13 protein-coding genes are annotated in these 16780 nt (G+C 62.5%); 10 read left to right on the forward strand and 3 right to left on the reverse strand.

All coding sequences use genetic code 11. The features are described from left to right. Positions 1–51 precede the first annotated feature (51 nt). The 9 genes from RA21_RS14745 to RA21_RS14785 are packed head-to-tail and all read left to right on the forward strand — an operon-like array spanning position 52 to position 12344. A complete protein-coding gene (locus tag RA21_RS14745; RefSeq protein WP_039137223.1) occupies positions 52–2163 on the forward strand; it encodes a type VI secretion system Vgr family protein in 2112 nt (703 codons plus the stop codon). 10 nt (positions 2164–2173) lie between these two features. Next, a complete protein-coding gene (locus RA21_RS14750; protein ID WP_039137220.1) occupies positions 2174–2782 on the forward strand; it encodes a DUF6931 family protein in 609 nt (202 codons plus the stop codon). A gap of 16 nt (positions 2783–2798) precedes the next feature. After that, the gene (locus RA21_RS14755; protein WP_039137217.1) at positions 2799–3101 is read left to right on the forward strand and encodes a PAAR domain-containing protein; all 303 of its coding nucleotides are present in this window, start codon (positions 2799–2801) and stop codon (positions 3099–3101) included. An 8-nt stretch (positions 3102–3109) separates the two neighbouring features. Next, entirely contained in the window at positions 3110–4576 is a 1467-nt protein-coding gene (tagH, locus tag RA21_RS14760) for a type VI secretion system-associated FHA domain protein TagH (protein ID WP_039150182.1), read from the forward strand. Positions 4577–4623: 47 nt separating this feature from the next. Next, the gene (gene tssK, locus RA21_RS14765) at positions 4624–5964 is read left to right on the forward strand and encodes a type VI secretion system baseplate subunit TssK (protein WP_039137211.1); all 1341 of its coding nucleotides are present in this window, start codon (positions 4624–4626) and stop codon (positions 5962–5964) included. A gap of 14 nt (positions 5965–5978) precedes the next feature. Continuing rightward, positions 5979–7406, forward strand: coding sequence for a type VI secretion system protein TssL, long form (tssL, locus tag RA21_RS14770; RefSeq protein WP_039137208.1), 1428 nt, complete (start codon positions 5979–5981; stop codon positions 7404–7406). Further along, positions 7403–10975 carry a type VI secretion system membrane subunit TssM gene (tssM, locus tag RA21_RS14775; RefSeq protein ID WP_039150186.1) on the forward strand — a complete coding sequence of 1191 codons (3573 nt, stop codon included), beginning with the start codon at positions 7403–7405 and terminating at the stop codon, positions 10973–10975. The genes tssL and tssM overlap by 4 nt, the downstream gene beginning before the upstream one ends. Beyond that, positions 10975–11622: a type VI secretion system-associated protein TagF gene (gene tagF, locus RA21_RS14780; RefSeq protein WP_039150189.1), complete on the forward strand. Its 648-nt coding sequence runs from the start codon at positions 10975–10977 to the stop codon at positions 11620–11622. The genes tssM and tagF overlap by 1 nt, the downstream gene beginning before the upstream one ends. Further along, positions 11622–12344 carry a PP2C family protein-serine/threonine phosphatase gene (locus tag RA21_RS14785; protein WP_052257666.1) on the forward strand — a complete coding sequence of 241 codons (723 nt, stop codon included), beginning with the start codon at positions 11622–11624 and terminating at the stop codon, positions 12342–12344. Before tagF ends, RA21_RS14785 begins: the two co-directional genes overlap by 1 nt. Positions 12345–12381: 37 nt before the next feature. Here the strand turns inward: RA21_RS14785 and RA21_RS14790 are convergent, their stop codons facing one another. Both RA21_RS14790 and RA21_RS14795 read right to left on the reverse strand, forming a co-directional pair. Further along, the gene (locus tag RA21_RS14790) at positions 12382–14556 is read right to left on the reverse strand and encodes a serine/threonine protein kinase (protein ID WP_039150191.1); all 2175 of its coding nucleotides are present in this window, start codon (positions 14554–14556) and stop codon (positions 12382–12384) included. A 44-nt stretch (positions 14557–14600) separates the two neighbouring features. Continuing rightward, entirely contained in the window at positions 14601–15176 is a 576-nt protein-coding gene (locus tag RA21_RS14795) for an OmpA family protein (protein WP_039137195.1), read from the reverse strand. Positions 15177–15358: 182 nt separating this feature from the next. Here RA21_RS14795 and RA21_RS14800 point away from each other — a divergent pair, with 182 nt between their 5' ends. Then, positions 15359–16201: a M15 family metallopeptidase gene (locus RA21_RS14800; protein ID WP_039150194.1), complete on the forward strand. Its 843-nt coding sequence runs from the start codon at positions 15359–15361 to the stop codon at positions 16199–16201. 18 nt (positions 16202–16219) lie between these two features. On the opposite strand, the gene RA21_RS22895 is transcribed toward RA21_RS14800, so the two are convergent. Continuing rightward, positions 16220–16780, reverse strand: a 561-nt coding sequence (locus tag RA21_RS22895; protein ID WP_052257665.1) for a hypothetical protein, incomplete at its 5' end; no start/stop codon positions are given.

The following is a 16780-nucleotide window of genomic DNA, read 5'->3' on the forward strand; positions in this document are numbered from 1 at the left end:
GAACACTGCCGGCGATTACCGGCTCCGTTCCCGTCACGGAAAGGAGGAGACATGGTTGTAAGCAAGGGCCATGAAAATGACCTCGCCTGGATGTCGGGGACATATTCCACCGACGGCCTGATGATGAGCCGGGCGATTGTGCGCGAAGGGCTTAGCAAGCTCACCGAGACAACGATCGAGTTTGCTGCGACCAAGGCCCAGCCCAAGCTGGAAGACCTGGTCGGCAAGCAGATGAACGTGCATGTGATGCGCCAGCAGACGGAGCATCAGTTCAACGGCATCTGCGTTTCGGTTGAGCATCTGGGGTTCCGCAATGGGTACGAGATGTTCGTGGCCGAGGTGCGCCCCTGGTTCTGGATGCTGACGCGGACCTGCGATTTGCGGGTGTACCAGGACAAGAGCACGGTCGAGATCATCAAGCAGCTGTTCGGCGAATACGGGTTCAGCGATTTTACCGACAAGCTGAGCGACAGCTATGAAAAGCGGGAATATTGCCTGCAGTACCGCGAGAGCGACTTTGATTTCCTGTGCCGCCTGATGGAGGAAGAGGGGATCTACTACTACTTTGAGAGCCCGGTCGGGGAGACCTCGCGCGAGAAGCTTATTCTGTGCGACGGGGTCAGCGGCCATTCTCCGATCAGCGGCGGATCAACCGTTGAATTTCACGCCCGCGATGACAGCGACAGGCGGCGCGAAGAGCATATTTCCGAGTGGACCAAGGATGAGCGCGTGACCCGCGGCAAGGTTACGCTGAACGATTTTGACTTCCTGACGCCGTCAGCGGATCTCAAGGCCACATCGTCTATCCAGAAGGGCCAGCATTCCTACAAGAGTTACGAGGTCTACGACTACCAGGGGCATTACCGGAAGAATTCCGGCCTGGGCAACAAGCTGGCGCGGGTGCAAATGGAGGCCGAGGCCATCAAGCACATCCGCTGGCGCGGAGCCTCCAGCGTGCCGACTTTGGTCACGGGCTGCACCTTTACCATGAAAGAGCACCCGGTGAGCGAAAACAACAAGGAATACCTGGTGATTGATGCGGAGCATCACATCAAGGTGGCTTGGGACTATGGCGAGCGGGAAAGCCAGAAGAAGAAGGAAGTTGCGACCAAAGGCGCGATGCGCCGCGACCTGAAGCCGAGGAACATGGAAGTGCCGGAGGAGATGGAGCATGATGTCTATGCCTCCACCTTTGGTGCGATCCTGAAAGCCGATCAGTTCCGGGCGCCGCTGGTGACACCCTGGCCTGAGGTGCAGGGTCTGCAGACGGCCACCGTTGTGGGCCAGAGCGGCGAGGAAATCTGGACCGACGAGCATGGCCGCATCAAGATTCAGTTCCATTGGGACCGCGAGGGCAAGAAAAACGAAACATCCTCGTGCTTTGTTCGGGTGATGACCCCTTGGTCCGGCAAGAATTGGGGCATGGTGGCCGTTCCGCGGATGGGGCAGGAGGTTGTGATCCAGTTCGAGGACGGCAACCCTGACCGGCCGATCTGCACCGGCATGCTTTACAATGCCGAAACGATGCCGCCCTATACCTACCCCGCTGATCAGACCCAGCTGGGGATTAAGACCAATTCGTCAAAGGGCGGGGGCGGCTATAACGAGCTGATGTTCGACGACAAGAAAGACAGCGAACTGATGCGGGTGCAGGCCGAGAAGGATCACCAGATGCTGGTCAAGGACCGCTCAACGGTGACGGTGGGGCTGGATGCGCCCGACCCCGAAGTGACCTCTGCGGATGAGAAGAGCTATGTGTTCACGGTCCAGCAGCATATGACTGAAACCGTGCACCAGGGCGACCGGACTGAAGTCGTTGAGACCGGCGACAAGTCCGAGACCATCCAGACCGGCAACATGACCCTGGATGTGGATACCGGCAATCTGACCGAGACCATCGCCAAGGGGAACCATTCGGAAACCGTGTCGCTGGGCAATCTGACAGTGGATGTGACCGCGGGCAAGATCGCGATGAGCGCAGGACAGGAGATCAAGCTGACCGTGGGTGCTTCCGAAGTGAAGATCGATAACTCCGGCGTTTCCATCAAAGGGCCGATGATCAAGATCGAAGGCACCGGTATGGTTGAGGCAAAAGCGCCGATGACCACCGTCAAAGGCGAGGCCATGCTGACCCTGAAGGGCGGCCTCACGATGATCAACTAGGCGGGTGCAGATGTCGGCAAGATTTGAAAAGCTGGTGAAAATGCCTGCTGACCCGGTGGCCAAGCTGCTGTCGCGGGCAAATGTCATCCTGAAGACCCCGCTGGAGGCGCCGCCTACGGCGCTGGCGGGGGTTGTGCTGGAAGAGCTGGAGCGCAAGGGCGCATTGGTCGATCTCTTGCGCACGCTGGCGGTGCTGCTGCCCCCGCGGGAGCGGGTGTGGTGGGCCTGCCTGGCAGCGCGCGATTACATCGGGCCGCGCTCCGACAAGGACCCTGCCTCGCTGACCGCGTCGGAGGCCTGGGTGTTCGATCCCACGGAAGAGAACCGCGACAAGGCGCGGATCACCCTGGATCATGCCTATGTGGATGATGACACAGTGAATTGCGCGCTGGCGGTGCTCTATGCGGCCGGAACGCTGGGACCCGGAGAATTGAATCAATATCCTGCCCCGGCAGGGGCCTCTGAGGCGGCTGCCTTTGCCATGAATATGGTGGCCTTGGGTCAATTGTCTGATAAGTTTGAAGAACACGGCGCCGTTCTAATAGAGCGGGCGCTGGATATTGCGCGCGGCGGCAAAGGGCAGGTGATCGAGGTCCCGCTGCACGCCGCGCAGGACTGAAAGGGAGGATGAACAGATGGGAATGCCACAGGCCCGGGTGACGGATCTGCATGCCTGCATGCTGCCCTCCACCCCGCCGCCGCCGGTGCTGCCGGTGCCGACACCGATTCTGCCGCCTTGCGCGGTGACTGTGCTGGTGGCCAATCTGCCGGCCGCGCGGCTTACCGACATGTGCACCGCAGCGCCATCACCGCACCCGATCATCAAGGGGTCGGCAACGGTGCTGATCAACAACCTGCCGGCCGCGCGCATCTTGGACAGCACCGCCTGCGGCGGCATGGTTGCCAAGGGTGAAGTCACCGTTCTGGTGGGAGGATAAGCCCAGGCATGGGAGTGACACTGAAATTCCAGAGCTCGGGCGCGATGCCCGGCGATGCGGCCCCTGTTCCGATGCGGGGGCCGAGCCTGACGGTGGGGCGCGGTGCCAGCTGTGACTTGGTGCTGCCGGACCCGGACCAGATGCTGTCGCGCAATCACTGTGTGATCGAGGATCACAATGGCAATGTGGTGGTGGTCGACCTTAGCTCCAACGGCACCTTTCTGAACTATTCGAAGATCCCGCTGGGCCGCACCCCGACGCCGCTGAACAACGGCGATGTGCTGTGCGTCGGCAATTATGAGCTGGTGGTGGAAATCCGCGATGACCTGGCCGATGTCGGCGACATGATCGCGGCACCCGCGGCGCAAGGGGCAGCCTCGCACGGGAATGCGGCCAATGCGCCTGACCCCTTGCAGCTGCTTGAGGATGCGGGTCCGGGCGGCGATTTCCTGGATGACTTGCTGGGCGAAGGGCCGAAGGGGCCTGCGCAGTTCACCCCGGTGGACCCGATCGACGAGCTTTTGCCGCCCTTGGGTGAGGACGAGGATCCATTCTTCCAGAAGGCCAGCGGCGGGCGCGAAGGGGAGGGGGCGAGCCTGCCCAATCACAATCCGACCGCCTCGGACGGGTTTTCAGCACCCGCGTCGCAGTCCAGCCTGATCCCCGACGATTGGGATGATGATTTCCTGTCCGGCATCGGCGAGCCGGAAAATCCGGTTCCCCAGCCGGACCCTCAGCCTGCACAGCCCCCGCGCGAGGTGCCGCAGCCGCCAACCGAGGTCCCGCCCACGGCCCCGCCGCAAGAAGCACCGCCCGCGCCGCCGCAGGAGATCCCGCCGCAGCAGGACACAGCAGAGAAGACAATCGCGCCTGCCGCTGCGCCTTCGCAAGAGGCACAGGAAGCGGTAGAAGCGTTTCTAAAAGGGGTCGGCGCAGACGTCGGCCTCGATCCGGCGGAGCACGCCAGCACCATGGCGCGGATGGGCCGGGTGATGAAGACGCTGGTCACGGGCCTGCGTGAAATCCTGATGACGCGGACCTCAATCAAATCCGAGTTCCGCATTGAGCAGACGATGATTTCTGCCGGCGGAAACAACCCGCTGAAATTCTCGATCACGCCGGAGCAGGCCATCGAGGCGATGGTGCGCCCGGCGACCAAGGGCTACCTGTCGCCTGAGACTGCCGCCGAAGAGGCGCTGCGGGATATCAAGGCGCATGAAGTAGCGATGGTCACCGGCATGGAGGCAGCGCTGAAAGGCGTGCTGAAGCGGCTCGACCCCAAGGCGCTGGAAGCGCAGATCGAGGACAAGGGCGGCTTTACCGGCCTCTTGCGCGGCAAGAAGGCGCGGTACTGGGATGTATACGAGCAGCTTTATGCGGAGATTTCCGACCAGGCTGAGAATGATTTTCACGACCTGTTCAGCCGCGAATTTGCGCGGGCCTACAAGGACCAGCTGGACAGGCTGAAGGAATGACCGGCACCGCGCCCTGCGCGTGTGCCCGCAAGTAAGAGGAGATCCCGGTGTCCTGGGACAGCAAGGTACTTTGGACGGAGGGGCTGTTTCTGCAGCCGCACCATTTCCAGCAGTCCGACCGCTACAATGAGGCGCTGGTCAGCGGACTGGCGCGGCGGCTGAGCCCCTATGCCTGGGGCGTGAACGGGCTGGAAATCGACCATGAGGCGCTGAAGATCGGCCAGTTCGCGGTGAAGTCCTGCGAGGGGCTGACCCATGACGGCACCGTGTTCCGGGTGCCGATGGCGGACCCGCATCCGCCGGCGATGGAAGTGCCGACCACCGTCAAGGACTGCATTGTCTACCTGACCGTGCCGCAGCGCCGGCAGGGGGCGACCGAAGTGGATCTGAGCGGCGCCGAACGTTCGGCCAGCCGCCTGCGCCCCGACAAAGTTGAAGTGACCGATGTGACCTCGACCGAGCGCAAGCCGGTGGAGCTGGACGTGGGCAAGATGCGCCTGCAGTTCGCGCTGGAGGTGGATGATCTGGCTGATCTGCTGGCGGTCCCGGTGGCGCGCATCATCGAGGTGCGCCCCGACAAGGAGATCGTGCTGGATCAGGCATTCATCCCGTCTTGTCTGGACATCAGGGCGTCGCAGGCGCTCAGCGGTTTCCTGCGTGAGCTGGAGGGGCTTCTGGCGCACCGGATGGAGGCGCTGGCGGGCCGCCTGTCAGAGGCGGGCGGCGCCCGCGGTGTGGCGGATGTGTCGGATTTCATGCTGCTGGCAGTGGTGAACCGGATGCTGCCGCAGGTGCGCCACCTGCGCAACATCGAGAACCTGCACCCGGAACGGCTGTTCACCACCTGCGCAGGCATGGCGGGCGAGCTGTCGGTGTTCATGTCGACGGAAAAACAGGCGCCGGAATTTCCGCCCTATACCCACGACAATCTGGTCGAGTGCTTTGCGCCGGTGATCCGGGTGCTGCGCCAGTATCTGAGCTCTGTGCTGGAGCAGACCGCAATTCCGATCAAGCTGGAAGCGCGCAAATACGGCATCTCGGTGGGGGTCATCGCCGACCGCAAGCTGTTGGGCAACGCAGGCTTTGTACTGGCGGTCAGTGCCGACATCCCGGCCGAGGACGTGCGCAAGCATTTCTCCGGCCAGGCCAAGATCGGACCCGTCGAGGAAATCCGCCAGCTGGTGAACTCGGCCCTGCCGGGGATCACCCTGCGCCCCTTGCCGGTGGCGCCGCGGCAGATCCCCTATCATTCCGGCGTGGTCTATTTCGAGATGGATGCGGACAGCCCCTATTGGCGCAAGATGACCACCTCGGGCGGTATCGCGGTGCATGTGTCGGGACAGTATCCGGGGCTCAAGATGGAGCTTTGGGCGATCCGTAATGCATAAGGGAAGGCGCTGAAATGGCTGATTATGACGATCCCTTTGCTGAACCGGGGGATACCGACAAGACGGTGATCAAGCCGAACCCGGGCGGGCGGCGCACGGCCACGCCGATGCAGCAGCCGGAGGTGCCGCAGCAGACCCAGCCAGTGCCTGAGCAGCCAGCGGAGCCGGATCTGGATGCCTATGGCGTCCCGCAGGCGGCAGCCCCAAAACCGCAGGCTGCCGCGGGCGGGGCTAAGGCGCCGAAGATGGCGCTGACGGGGATGAACCAGCTGACGGCCTGCGCCTCAACCCTGTTTGCGCTGATTTCCCGTATCCGCAACCGTGCCCAGCACATGGACCCGGATGGCTTGCGCAAGAACGTGGTGGCCGAGGTGCGCGCGTTTGAGAACCGCGCCCTGCAGGCGGGCATTGCGGCGCAGACCGTGAAGGTTGCGCGCTATGCGCTGTGCGCGACGCTGGACGACGTGGTGCTGAATACTCCTTGGGGCGGGCAGTCCGCCTGGGGGCTGCAGTCGATGGTGGCAACCTTCCACCGCGAGGTTGTCGGCGGCGACCGGTTTTATGACCTTTTGGCGCGGTTGGAGAAGGAGCCTGGTGCCAACATCGACATGCTCGAGTTTCTCTATATGTGCCTGTCACTGGGCTTCGAGGGGCGCCTGCGGGTGGAGCAGGGCGGTTCGGAAAAACATCTGCAGATCCGCGGTGCGCTGGCCCGGATCATCCGCAACCAGAGGGGCCCGGTAGAGCGCGATCTGTCGCCGCACTGGGAAGGCATCGTCAAGCCGTTCAAGGCGCTGTCGGTCTGGCGGTTGGTGTGGATCACCATGGCCGCGACCCTGGCCATCCTGGCACTGCAGTTCTTAGGGCTAAGCTGGATGCTGTCGAACCAGACCGAAAATGTGGTCGGGCAGCTGACGATCGTGGATTCCGGCCCCAAGGCAGAGCTGGAACGGCGCGCGCCGCCGCCACCGCCGCCGCCGCTGGCGCCGACGACCGAAGAACAGGTCGCCAAGGTGTCCGGTTTTCTGGAACCTGAGATCAAGGAAGGCATCGTGCAGGTCTTCCAGAAGGGCAACACGCTCATCATCCGGCTAACCGGCTCCGGCATGTTCGGTTCCGGCTCGGACCAGCTGAGCAAGGCGTTCCGTAATCCCGTGAACAGGGTGGCCGAAGCGCTGAATGACGAAAAGGGCAAGATCATCGTGGCAGGGCATTCCGACAACGTGCCGATCCGTTCCTCGCGGTTCCCGTCCAACATGGCGCTGTCGCTGGCACGGGCAAAGTCGGTGATGGCAGGCATGGCCAAGGTCATGACAGACCCGGACCGGCTGTCGGCCGAGGGCCGTGCTGACAAGGAACCGATAGCAGACAACAGCACCCGCGCCGGGCGGGCCAAGAACCGCAGGATTGAAATTCTGCTGGTTCAGGAGGTTCAAGGATGATCCGCCGTTATATCTTTCCCCTGTTCCGGTCGATCTACACCATCCTGCTGATCCTGGCCGCGGTGCTGTCGGCCTGTGTGTGGTATTTTGCACCTTTCATCGGCAGCGATGACTGGCGGCCGTTTGACGGCGTGATGGCGCGGCTGATCACCATCGGGGTGATCTTCCTGCTGTATTTCATCATCATCGGCATCATCTTCTGGCGCCGCCGCCGCAAGGACAAGGAGATGACCGAGGAGATGGCGGAGGCCGTTGATACCTCGGAAGATGATGTCTTGTCCGAGGAAATCGGCGAGCTGCGCGGCAAGTTCAAGGACGCGATGAAGGAGCTGCGCAAGTCCAAGGGCGGGCGGCGGCACCTGAACGACTTGCCGTGGTACATCATGATCGGCCCGCCGGGTGCCGGTAAAACCACTGCCATTGTGAACTCAGGCCTGCAGTTCCCGCTGGCTGAGAAGATGGGCAAGGCCGCCATCGGCGGCGTCGGCGGCACCCGTAACTGCGATTGGTGGTTCACCAATGAGGCGGTGCTGATCGACACCGCCGGGCGCTATACCACGCAGGAAAGCGATGCCGAGGCGGATAATGCGGCCTGGCTTGGCTTCCTCGGGCTGTTGAAGAAATACCGCAAGCGGCAGCCGATCAACGGTGCGATCATCGCGATCTCGCTGTCAGACCTGTCGCTGCAGGATGAGATCACCCAGAAAAGCCACGCCGCCGCCGTGCGCCGCCGGCTGGCGGAGCTGCGCGAGAAACTGGGCGTGCGCTTCCCGGTCTATGTGCTGTTCACCAAGGCCGACCTGATTGCCGGCTTCCAGGAGTTCCATGACTCTTTAGGCAAGGAGGACCGCGAGCAGGTCTGGGGCTTCACGCTGCCCTTGCCCAAGGGCAAGAAAGAACAGCCGCCAATTGCCGGGTTTGACGAGGAATTCGGCCTGCTGCTGGGGCAGATCAACGCGCAGCTGCTGGAGAAGATGCAGACCGAGACCGACCATCAGCGCCGGGCGCTGATTGCGGGCTTCCCGGCGCAGGTCGCCTCCATGCGCGCAGTTGCGCGCGAGTTCCTGATGGAGGTGTTCCAGGACAACCGTTATGAGCAGCGCCAGATGCTGCGCGGGGTCTATTTCACCTCTGGCACCCAGGAAGGCACGCCGATCGATCGGCTGATGCTGGGTATGGCGCAAACCTTTGGCATCGGGCGCCAGGCGATCGGCTCGGGGCAGGGGACCGGGCGTAGTTTCTTCCTGACCCGCCTGTTCGAGAGCGTGATGTTCCCCGAGGCCGGTCTGGTGTCGGCGGATGACAAGGTTGAGCGCCGCTACCGCTGGACCCGCCGGATTGCGATTACTGCCACAGTGCTGGTGGCAATTGCGATGGGGGCGCTGTGGGTGCGGTCTTATCTCAAGAACACCGATTTGATTGCTCAGGCTGAAGGCCAGGTTGCGGCCTATCAGGCTGCCGCGGCGCAGCTTCCGCCCAGCCCGGTCGGCGATACCGATCTGGTGCCGGTAGCCGCCGCGCTGAACAACTTGCGCGACATGCCCGGCAACCCGGTGTTGTCCGATCCGGAGCCTGACGGGGCCATGACCTATGGCCTCTATCAGGGCGAGGTGATTGGCACACAAGCGGCGCAGACCTACCGCGGGGCGCTGAACCGGCGTCTGCTGCCGCGGCTGCTGGTGCGCCTGGAGCAGCAGATCGAGGGGAATATGAACAACCCCGACACGCTGTACGAGGCGCTGAAGATCTATCTGATGCTGGGCCTTCAAGGACCAATGAACCCCGATCTGGTCAAGGAGTGGATGCGCCTTGACTGGGAGAACATTGCCTATCCCGGTATCGCTCGCAACCAGTTGCGCGCTGATCTGACGGATCACCTCACCGCGCTGCTGTCGCAGCCGATGGAGGAAATCGCGCTCAACGGCCCGCTGATCGAGCAGGCACAGAACATCCTGTCGGAGATGCCCCTGGCCCAACGGGTCTATAACGGCATCCTGAATTCACAGCAGGCGACGGCGCTGCCGAAATGGCGGATCACCGATGTTGGCGGCCCGTCGGTCAAGCGGGTGCTGGTGCGCAGTTCCGGCAAGCCGCTGAACGACGGGATCGAAGGGATCTTTACCTTTGACGGTTTCCACAACGTGTTCCTGCCGGAGGCGGTCAGCGTTGCCGAACGGGTCCACCGTGAGGCCTGGGTGCTCGGCGATAACAATGAAGCGTCCCAGAACGAGGCGGTTCTGCTGAAGCTCAGCCGCGATGTCCTGGATCTTTATTACAACGACTACATCAGCCGCTATGACCAGATCCTGGGCGACATCGACATTGTGCCGCTGGAGTCGCTGTCGCATGCGGTGGAAGTCACCAATGTGCTGTCCGGGCCGACCTCGCCCATTGTCAACATCCTGACGGATGTCAGCAACGAAACCCGGCTGAACGAGGATAAATCCGTTCTGGACGCGGGCACTTTGGCCGCGGGTGCCCAGAACGTGGCAGCGATTGAGGCGCGTTCGAACCTGTCAATCCAGGGCCAGATTCTGCTGGAGGCGCTGGTCGGCTCTGCCGAAAATGCACCCGGTCAGGCGGCCAAGCCGCCGGGGGCCTATGTGCAGGAACGGTTCCAGTGGCTGTATGACCTGGTCAACCGGCCCGAGGGGCAGCCCTCGCAGCTGGATGATCTGATGGGGCAGTTGCAACTGGTCTATCAGGAGCTGAACAAGATGTCCTTCTCTGGCGTCGCCACGGGCGGCCAGAGCGGTCAAGCGCTGTTGCAGTTCCAGCAGACCGCCAGCCGGATGGGCGGGCCGCTGCCCCGCTGGGCAACGCAGATTTCGGCCGGATCGTCGGGCATCACGTCGGAAGGCACCCGCGCCTCGATCAACGCGCGCTGGCAATCGGCGGTGCTGCCGTTCTGCGAGAAAGCACTGGCGAACCGCTATCCCTTCAACCGCTCGGCACGTGCCGATGTGGCGATGGCGGATTTTGCCAAGCTGTTCTCCCCGAACGGGATGATCGACAGTTTCTTCAATGAGCATCTGCTGAAATACGTCGACACCCGCAGCCGGCCCTGGACATGGAAGCGCGTCAATGACGTGGATCTGGGCATCAGCCCTGCGGTGCTGCAGCAGATGCAATATGCGTCAGAGATCAAGGAGGCCTTCTTTGCCGGCGGGGCGCAGCCTGCGGTGAACTTCCAGATCACCGTCAACGCGCTGGACCCCAAGGCCAAGGAAGTGCTGCTGGAGATCGACGGCACCAAGGTGGCCTACAACCACCGCTCTGGTGCACCGACGCCGGTGGCGGTGACCTGGCCGGGCTCTGTCGGTCTGGCACGGCTGACTTTACTGCCGCAAAAACGGGATAGCGAGAACGTGCTGTCGCGGGACGGGCCCTGGGCCTGGTTCCGGCTGTTGGATGCGGCGGAGGTGCGGCGCACCAATGTCTCTGACCGGCGGCGGGTGAACTTCCGCGTCGGCGGGCGACTGGCGCTGTTCGAGTTGCAGTCCGGGTCCGTTATCAACCCCTTCGCCCTGCCTGCCATGGCGAAATTCAGCTGCCCGAAGTCAATGTGATGGCGGGGTTCGGCGCATTCGGCAAGATGCCTTCAGCCGGGGATTTCTTCCGGCTGAACACGCCTGGCGGCTTTGTGCGGGTCTGGGACGCCTGGCTGCAGCAGGTTATGCTGGATGGCAAAGCGGTCTACGGCGCAGGCTTCGATGCGCATTACATGACTGCGCCGATCTGGCGGTTCACGCTGCCGGCGGGTCTTGCAGGTGCCGCATCCGTCTGGGGCGTGATGATGCCGTCGGTCGATCGGGTTGGGCGGCGGTTTCCGCTGACCCTGATGGAGGCGCTGCCTAAATCCGGCCCGCCGGCACTGGGCCATCTAAGCGCCGAACCGCTGTTTGAAGGGCTGGAGGATTTGGCGCTGGATGCATTGGAGGACACCATGACCAAAGACAGCTTGGCTGAACGGCTTGCAGCAATGCCAGTCCCTGACGGTGTTCAGCCAGCGGCAACGGACGTGGTGATGGCTGGGCCGCTAGGCCCGGAGCGGCTGAAGCAATCAGACCCGCGACTGGCGGGCTGCAGCCTGTGGACGGCAGTGCTGGATGGGGAGCCCCGGACGCTGGCGTGCAGGGGGCTGCCAGCGGGAGTAACAGCATTGGCACTTTTCGACCTGGGCGCGCCGGTCTGGGCAGGGGTTGAGGCCGCATGATGAACCAGCTGCGCAAATACCGCTATACCGCGCAGACCCATGTGGGGCTGAAGCGCAAGGTCAACGAGGACTCCGTTCTGGCGCTTCCGGAACATGACATCTGGCTGGTGGCAGATGGTATGGGCGGACATGATGCAGGTGATTTTGCCAGCCGGCTGATTGCCGATGCAGTGGCGATGATACCGCTGGGCCTGGACCCGGCGGCGCGGATGCATGCGCTGCGCGATGCGATCCAAAACGCGCATAAGGCGATCCGCGCCGAGGCCGAGGCCCGCGGCGGCGGCACCATCGGGTCAACCGTTGCGGCGCTGATAATGGCGAACCAGCATTTTGTCGGCCTGTGGGCCGGGGACAGCCGGATTTACCGGCTGCGCGATGGCCATATCGAGATGCTGACCGAGGATCACTCCGCGGTGGCGGAATATGTTCTGGCCGGCAAGATGACCTGGGATGAGGCAGAACAGCATCCGCATTCAAATGCGATCACCCGTGCTGTCGGGGTAGGGGAGGAGCTGGAGATCGACAAGATCCGCGGCGACACGGAACCAGGCGACCGGTTCCTGATCTGCTCTGACGGGCTGACCAAATACGCGACCTTCCAAATTCTGGAGGACGTTCTGGGCAGTGCGCCCCTGGAGACTGTCGGCGACCAGCTGATCCAGATCGCGCTGACGGGAGGCGGCGCGGATAACATCACGGCCATTGTCATCGACGTTTTGTAGGCGGAGGTTTCCCCTGAAGGGAAACCTCGAAAGCCGGTCAGGGCTTGGCCGTCACCAGAATGCGGCTGTCGAGCGAGCGGATGCGGCTGGAGTCCGCCTCGTAACTGGCCTTCAGTGCCTCAGCAAATCCTACAGCACTTTCCGAGGTCGGGCGCATGCCGTCAAACAGCGGTTCCGCGGAATGCAGCACGAGCACCTTGCTTTTGCCCAATGTGCTGTCGTCGACCTTGAAGGCGATGCCGCCATTGGCCGCCGATTCTTCCAGGCTGTAAGCCACCCGCACAGGGACATCCCCGGCTTCGCCGCCCCGGAGGCTTGAGACTGCGTTGTCCTCGCGCGAGATGTTGGGCAGCAGGTGGAACACATTGCCCGATACATCCAGGATCGAAACCGTCAGATAGCCATCTGTCACATCGTTTGGCAGCACCACGTCGATCACCGGGTTTTCGCCGACAAAGAAACGCCCGGAGGGGTTTGGTTCCACGGGCGTTCCACCCACTGCGAATTCCACTTCGGCACCGCCTGGAGGTGCCTTTGGCAGATGCTGTTCAACCACGCAGAGCGAGTCGTTCAGGACTTCCACATCCAGCACCACCTGCCTTTCATGGGCCAGCGCGCGCAGGGCATCAAACAACTCCAGCCGGGTGGCGGTGCTGGCAACCCGGCCGCTGATCAGGATCGGATCCGTGGGGCCGTAACCTTCAATATGGCCGTTGCCGTCGCGGACCAGCGGGCCGCAGTCGGCGAAGGTGTCCATAATCGCCTTGACTTCCGCAACGGGTAGAACCGGCAGTTCAAACCGGATTTCAGCCTTGCCCTCCAGCGCGCCCGGCAGGCCGTTGCGGAACATTTCATTGAGCATTTCCGCGACGTTGGGGTCATCGGTGCTGCCGCTGAGGCGGGCCTTGTTATTGCTGATCACCAGACGCCATTCGCGCAGGCCTTCCAGCGGCCGCACGGTGTCCAGAACATCGGCGCCCCAGGTCTCGGCAATGGCGCCGGAGGCCAGTGTCAGGTCTGCCTCCTGCGACAGTGCGGCCAATTCGTTGCGCACGGTTTCGGACGGTACATTGCCGACGATTTGCACTGGGCCATCGGGCTGCTTTTCGGCAATCAGCGAATAGGGGCGCACCTCCGGGTAGCTGGGCCCGATGAAACTGTCGAGGAAACCGCCGAAATAAGCGCCGGCTCCGCCGCCGCCCAGCAGCAAGAGAACTGCCAAAGCTGCCCAAAGGCCTTTGCCGCCGCTCTTCTTTGCATCTGCCGGTGCCGGTTTGGAAGAAGGCGGCGGAGGCGGTGCCGGTTTGCTTGTCTGCGGCACGATGATGGTGGCGTCTTCATTCGGCGCATCCAGCACATCGGCCAGGCTGCCGCCATCAGAACCGCTGTCAGGGTTGTCGAGAAACGCCAGTACTTCGCCTGCGTTCTGGAACCGGTCAGCCGGATCCGGTGCGCACATCCGGTCAATCAGAGATTTCAGCGGTTCGGGGACACCTTCGGTGTCCAGCGGCTTTTGCTTGTTTTCAACTACTTCCATCGGGTTTGCACCCAATTTGGGCGCGGCACCGCGGAAGTTGGCCAAGAGCAGGGCCCCCAGCGAGTAAATATCCGAACGGGCATCGGTATTGCCGCTCATCTGCTCCGGCGCGGCATAGGAGTACTTGCCGGCAAATTCATTGCCGACAATGGTTTGAGCACCGGGATTGGTGTCCTTGGCGATGCCGAAATCGATGATCACCGCCTCTGCCGGGTCGCCGCCGCGCAGGATGATGTTGTCGGGGCTGAGGTCGCGGTGAACGATGTTGCGCGCGTGCGCCGCCTGCAGGCCCTGTACCACCCGGCGGCAGACAACTAGCAGATCTTCGGCCGGCATCGGCCCCTGCTTCAGGCGCTTGTCGAGGCCGGGGCCGTCGACATAGTCCATCAGCAGGTAAATATGTCCGTCCGGCGTGCGGTGGTTCTCCGAATAACGCACAACGGCAGCGTGGCGGATTTCGCGGATGTTTTCCTCGCGCGCCATCAGGACGGTGAAATCCTCGTTGGCGGCGAGTTCCTGCTTCAACACCTTAAGTGCAACCAGGTTACCGGAAATTTCCGACCGCGCCTTGTAGACGTCGGAGGTTCCGCCACGACCCAGCAGGCATTCAATCCTGTAGGTATTGTTCAGCAGATCACCCGGCTGGAACAGGTCGCCAGGGCGCGATTCAAGCATGGAAGTCTCCCTGACCTTTGATCCGGCGCGGGTCCGGGCTGTTCTTAGCCCAGAGCCTGGAATTCTACGCGGCGGTTTTCATCGGCGCGTGTGTTATCTTGGTTGAACGGGGCGGTTTCCCCCATACCGATCGCTTTCAGCATATCCTCCGGCACGCCGCAGGAGCTGATCAGATGGCGGCGCACTTCTTGCGCGCGCAACAGCGACAGCCGTTCGTTATAAGCTGCCGAGCCAGAGCTGTCGGTGTGGCCGATGATCTGGAACACAGTGCCATCCAGAGCCTTCATCGAGGCACACATATTTGCCAGTTTCGGCTCCTGATCGGCGCGCAGGGCGGCGCTGTCGAAGTCAAAGGAGATCTGGACATTGATCTGAGTCTGGCGGTCAACCGGATTGTATTCCTCAGACGCCGCAGCCACGGTTGCGGTCTCCTCAGCTGCGGTTTCGGCTGTGCCGCCGCTGCTGGGCACAATGACCAGGCCGCGGGTCTTCTGCTTCTTGAACGCTTCGGTGATTTCTTCGACCGACAGTTCGCTGCTGTCGGACTGTGCTTGCGCCATCGGCGCGAAAATCAGGCCGGCACCCAGAACACTTGTGAAAATACCTTTCAGGCGGATCATGCTCTGCGCCCTCCCCTACCGTTTGAACATTGCTGGCAGTCTATACCAGCGCTATCTGCCTGCCAATGCCGGGCAGAGCCAAGCGCCGGAAAAAAACACGGTGTTTCCGGCAAGTTGTAAACAGGGGGTTTACTGCCGGGCGGCTAAAGATTGAAATGGGCGCAAACGTACCGGGAGGGAAAATGCGGGTTTTGCCAGCTGTGATAATCGCCATCGGCCTAGTGCTGGCGCCGACGATCTGGTTCGGTCTCAGCTGGCTGCTGAGCGAAGAGGATTACCAGGGGGCTGGCGGTGTGGATTCCACGGCGCGGATTGAAATCGAGATGCTGCGCCAGCAGATGGAGGATCTTCAAGCCCGGATGACAGATCTGCAAAATGAGGTTGCCAGCCTGCCTGCAGGAGGGGCAGGCACCGGAAGCCCTTTCACTGATGACGCAGCCGGCGAGGCTGCGATCTGGAACCAGACCGGCGGTGCTGATCTTGATTATGCGCAGGTGGTGCTGATTGCCGACCGGCTGAACGTGAACCGCGGGCTGCGGGTCACGGGCGGCAAATACCTGACCGAGAGGCTGGGCCGCCCGCGCGAGGATCTGAACGACACCTGCCAGCCGATGACCAACCCGGACTTGAAGGAAAAGCTGGTGACCGAACAGGTTGGGCCGATCCGGGTCAGTATGCTGCGCCCCGCAATTGAAAGCCTGAAAGTGGTGTTTGAGAACATCCGCCAGGCCGACCCGGACCTTTATGCCCGCATCAACACTGCCGGGGCACTGTGCGTGCGGCGGATCCGCGGCACCACCAACTCGCTGTCCACACACAGTTACGGGCTGGCGGTGGACCTGAACATTGACGGCAAGCTGGACAATTTCACCGATGGCAAAACCCAGCTGGGCCTCACCATCATGGCGGACTTCTTTTACGATCAGGGGTGGGTCTGGGGGGCCGGCTTCCGGCGCGAGGACAGCATGCACTTTGAGATCAGCCGCCGCCAGCTGGACGCGTGGATCGCTGACGGTCAGCTGTAAAAGGCGTTGCTGTTCTGCTTAGACAGACCGCAACAGCACCTTGCTGGAATCGATCGCAGCTGCGATCCGCTGATAACGCACAACCGACCTTGTGGGTGAGCTTTCAGCTGAGCGCAACAGTTTGGTCTGGGTCTCCTCCAGCACAGCCAATGCCTGAGCGACTGCAGTTGCCTGCCGCTCCGGTGCCACGGCCACAATCGGGCGGTGCGACTTGTCCGTGCTGTTGACGGATCGTGCCTTGCCCCGGGGCTTTGAGGGGTCGCGGTTTTCCCGCGCAATCTGCCGCAGATCGCGGGCAGTGTCTTTGAGAATGGCGCGCAAGGGTTCATGTCCTGGCAAGCCGGCCAAGTCTTTTTCCAGCGCCTCAAACCGCTCAGCCAGACAATCGATCAGATAAGGGCCCACGATGCCGCAGAGATCCTGGAAACCGGCGACCCGGTCCACCACTTGATCGGCAGAGCGAATGCGGTTTCCAAAGAACCGGCCGCTGCCGGACGAACCGCCGAACGTGCTGCCGTCACCCTCGCCGCCGTCACCACCACCACGTGAGCTGACCCCGCCGCCGCCGCCGTCACCACC

Source organism: Leisingera sp. ANG-DT, from assembly GCF_000813785.1.
Lineage (GTDB): Bacteria > Pseudomonadota > Alphaproteobacteria > Rhodobacterales > Rhodobacteraceae > Leisingera.

Bases quoted from the DNA above. Each gene is read 5' to 3' on its own strand.
- RA21_RS14745 (WP_039137223.1), top strand. From the start codon at position 52: ATGGTTGTAAGCAAGGGCCATGAAAATGACCTCGCCTGGATGTCGGGG.
- RA21_RS14750 (WP_039137220.1), top strand. From the start codon at position 2,174: ATGTCGGCAAGATTTGAAAAGCTGGTGAAAATGCCTGCTGACCCGGTG.
- RA21_RS14755 (WP_039137217.1), top strand. From the start codon at position 2,799: ATGGGAATGCCACAGGCCCGGGTGACGGATCTGCATGCCTGCATGCTG.
- tagH (WP_039150182.1), top strand. From the start codon at position 3,110: ATGGGAGTGACACTGAAATTCCAGAGCTCGGGCGCGATGCCCGGCGAT.
- tssL (WP_039137208.1), top strand. From the start codon at position 5,979: ATGGCTGATTATGACGATCCCTTTGCTGAACCGGGGGATACCGACAAG.
- tssM (WP_039150186.1), top strand. From the start codon at position 7,403: ATGATCCGCCGTTATATCTTTCCCCTGTTCCGGTCGATCTACACCATC.
- tagF (WP_039150189.1), top strand. From the start codon at position 10,975: ATGGCGGGGTTCGGCGCATTCGGCAAGATGCCTTCAGCCGGGGATTTC.
- RA21_RS14785 (WP_052257666.1), top strand. From the start codon at position 11,622: ATGAACCAGCTGCGCAAATACCGCTATACCGCGCAGACCCATGTGGGG.
- RA21_RS14790 (WP_039150191.1), bottom strand. From the start codon at position 14,556: ATGCTTGAATCGCGCCCTGGCGACCTGTTCCAGCCGGGTGATCTGCTG.
- RA21_RS14795 (WP_039137195.1), bottom strand. From the start codon at position 15,176: ATGATCCGCCTGAAAGGTATTTTCACAAGTGTTCTGGGTGCCGGCCTG.
- RA21_RS14800 (WP_039150194.1), top strand. From the start codon at position 15,359: ATGCGGGTTTTGCCAGCTGTGATAATCGCCATCGGCCTAGTGCTGGCG.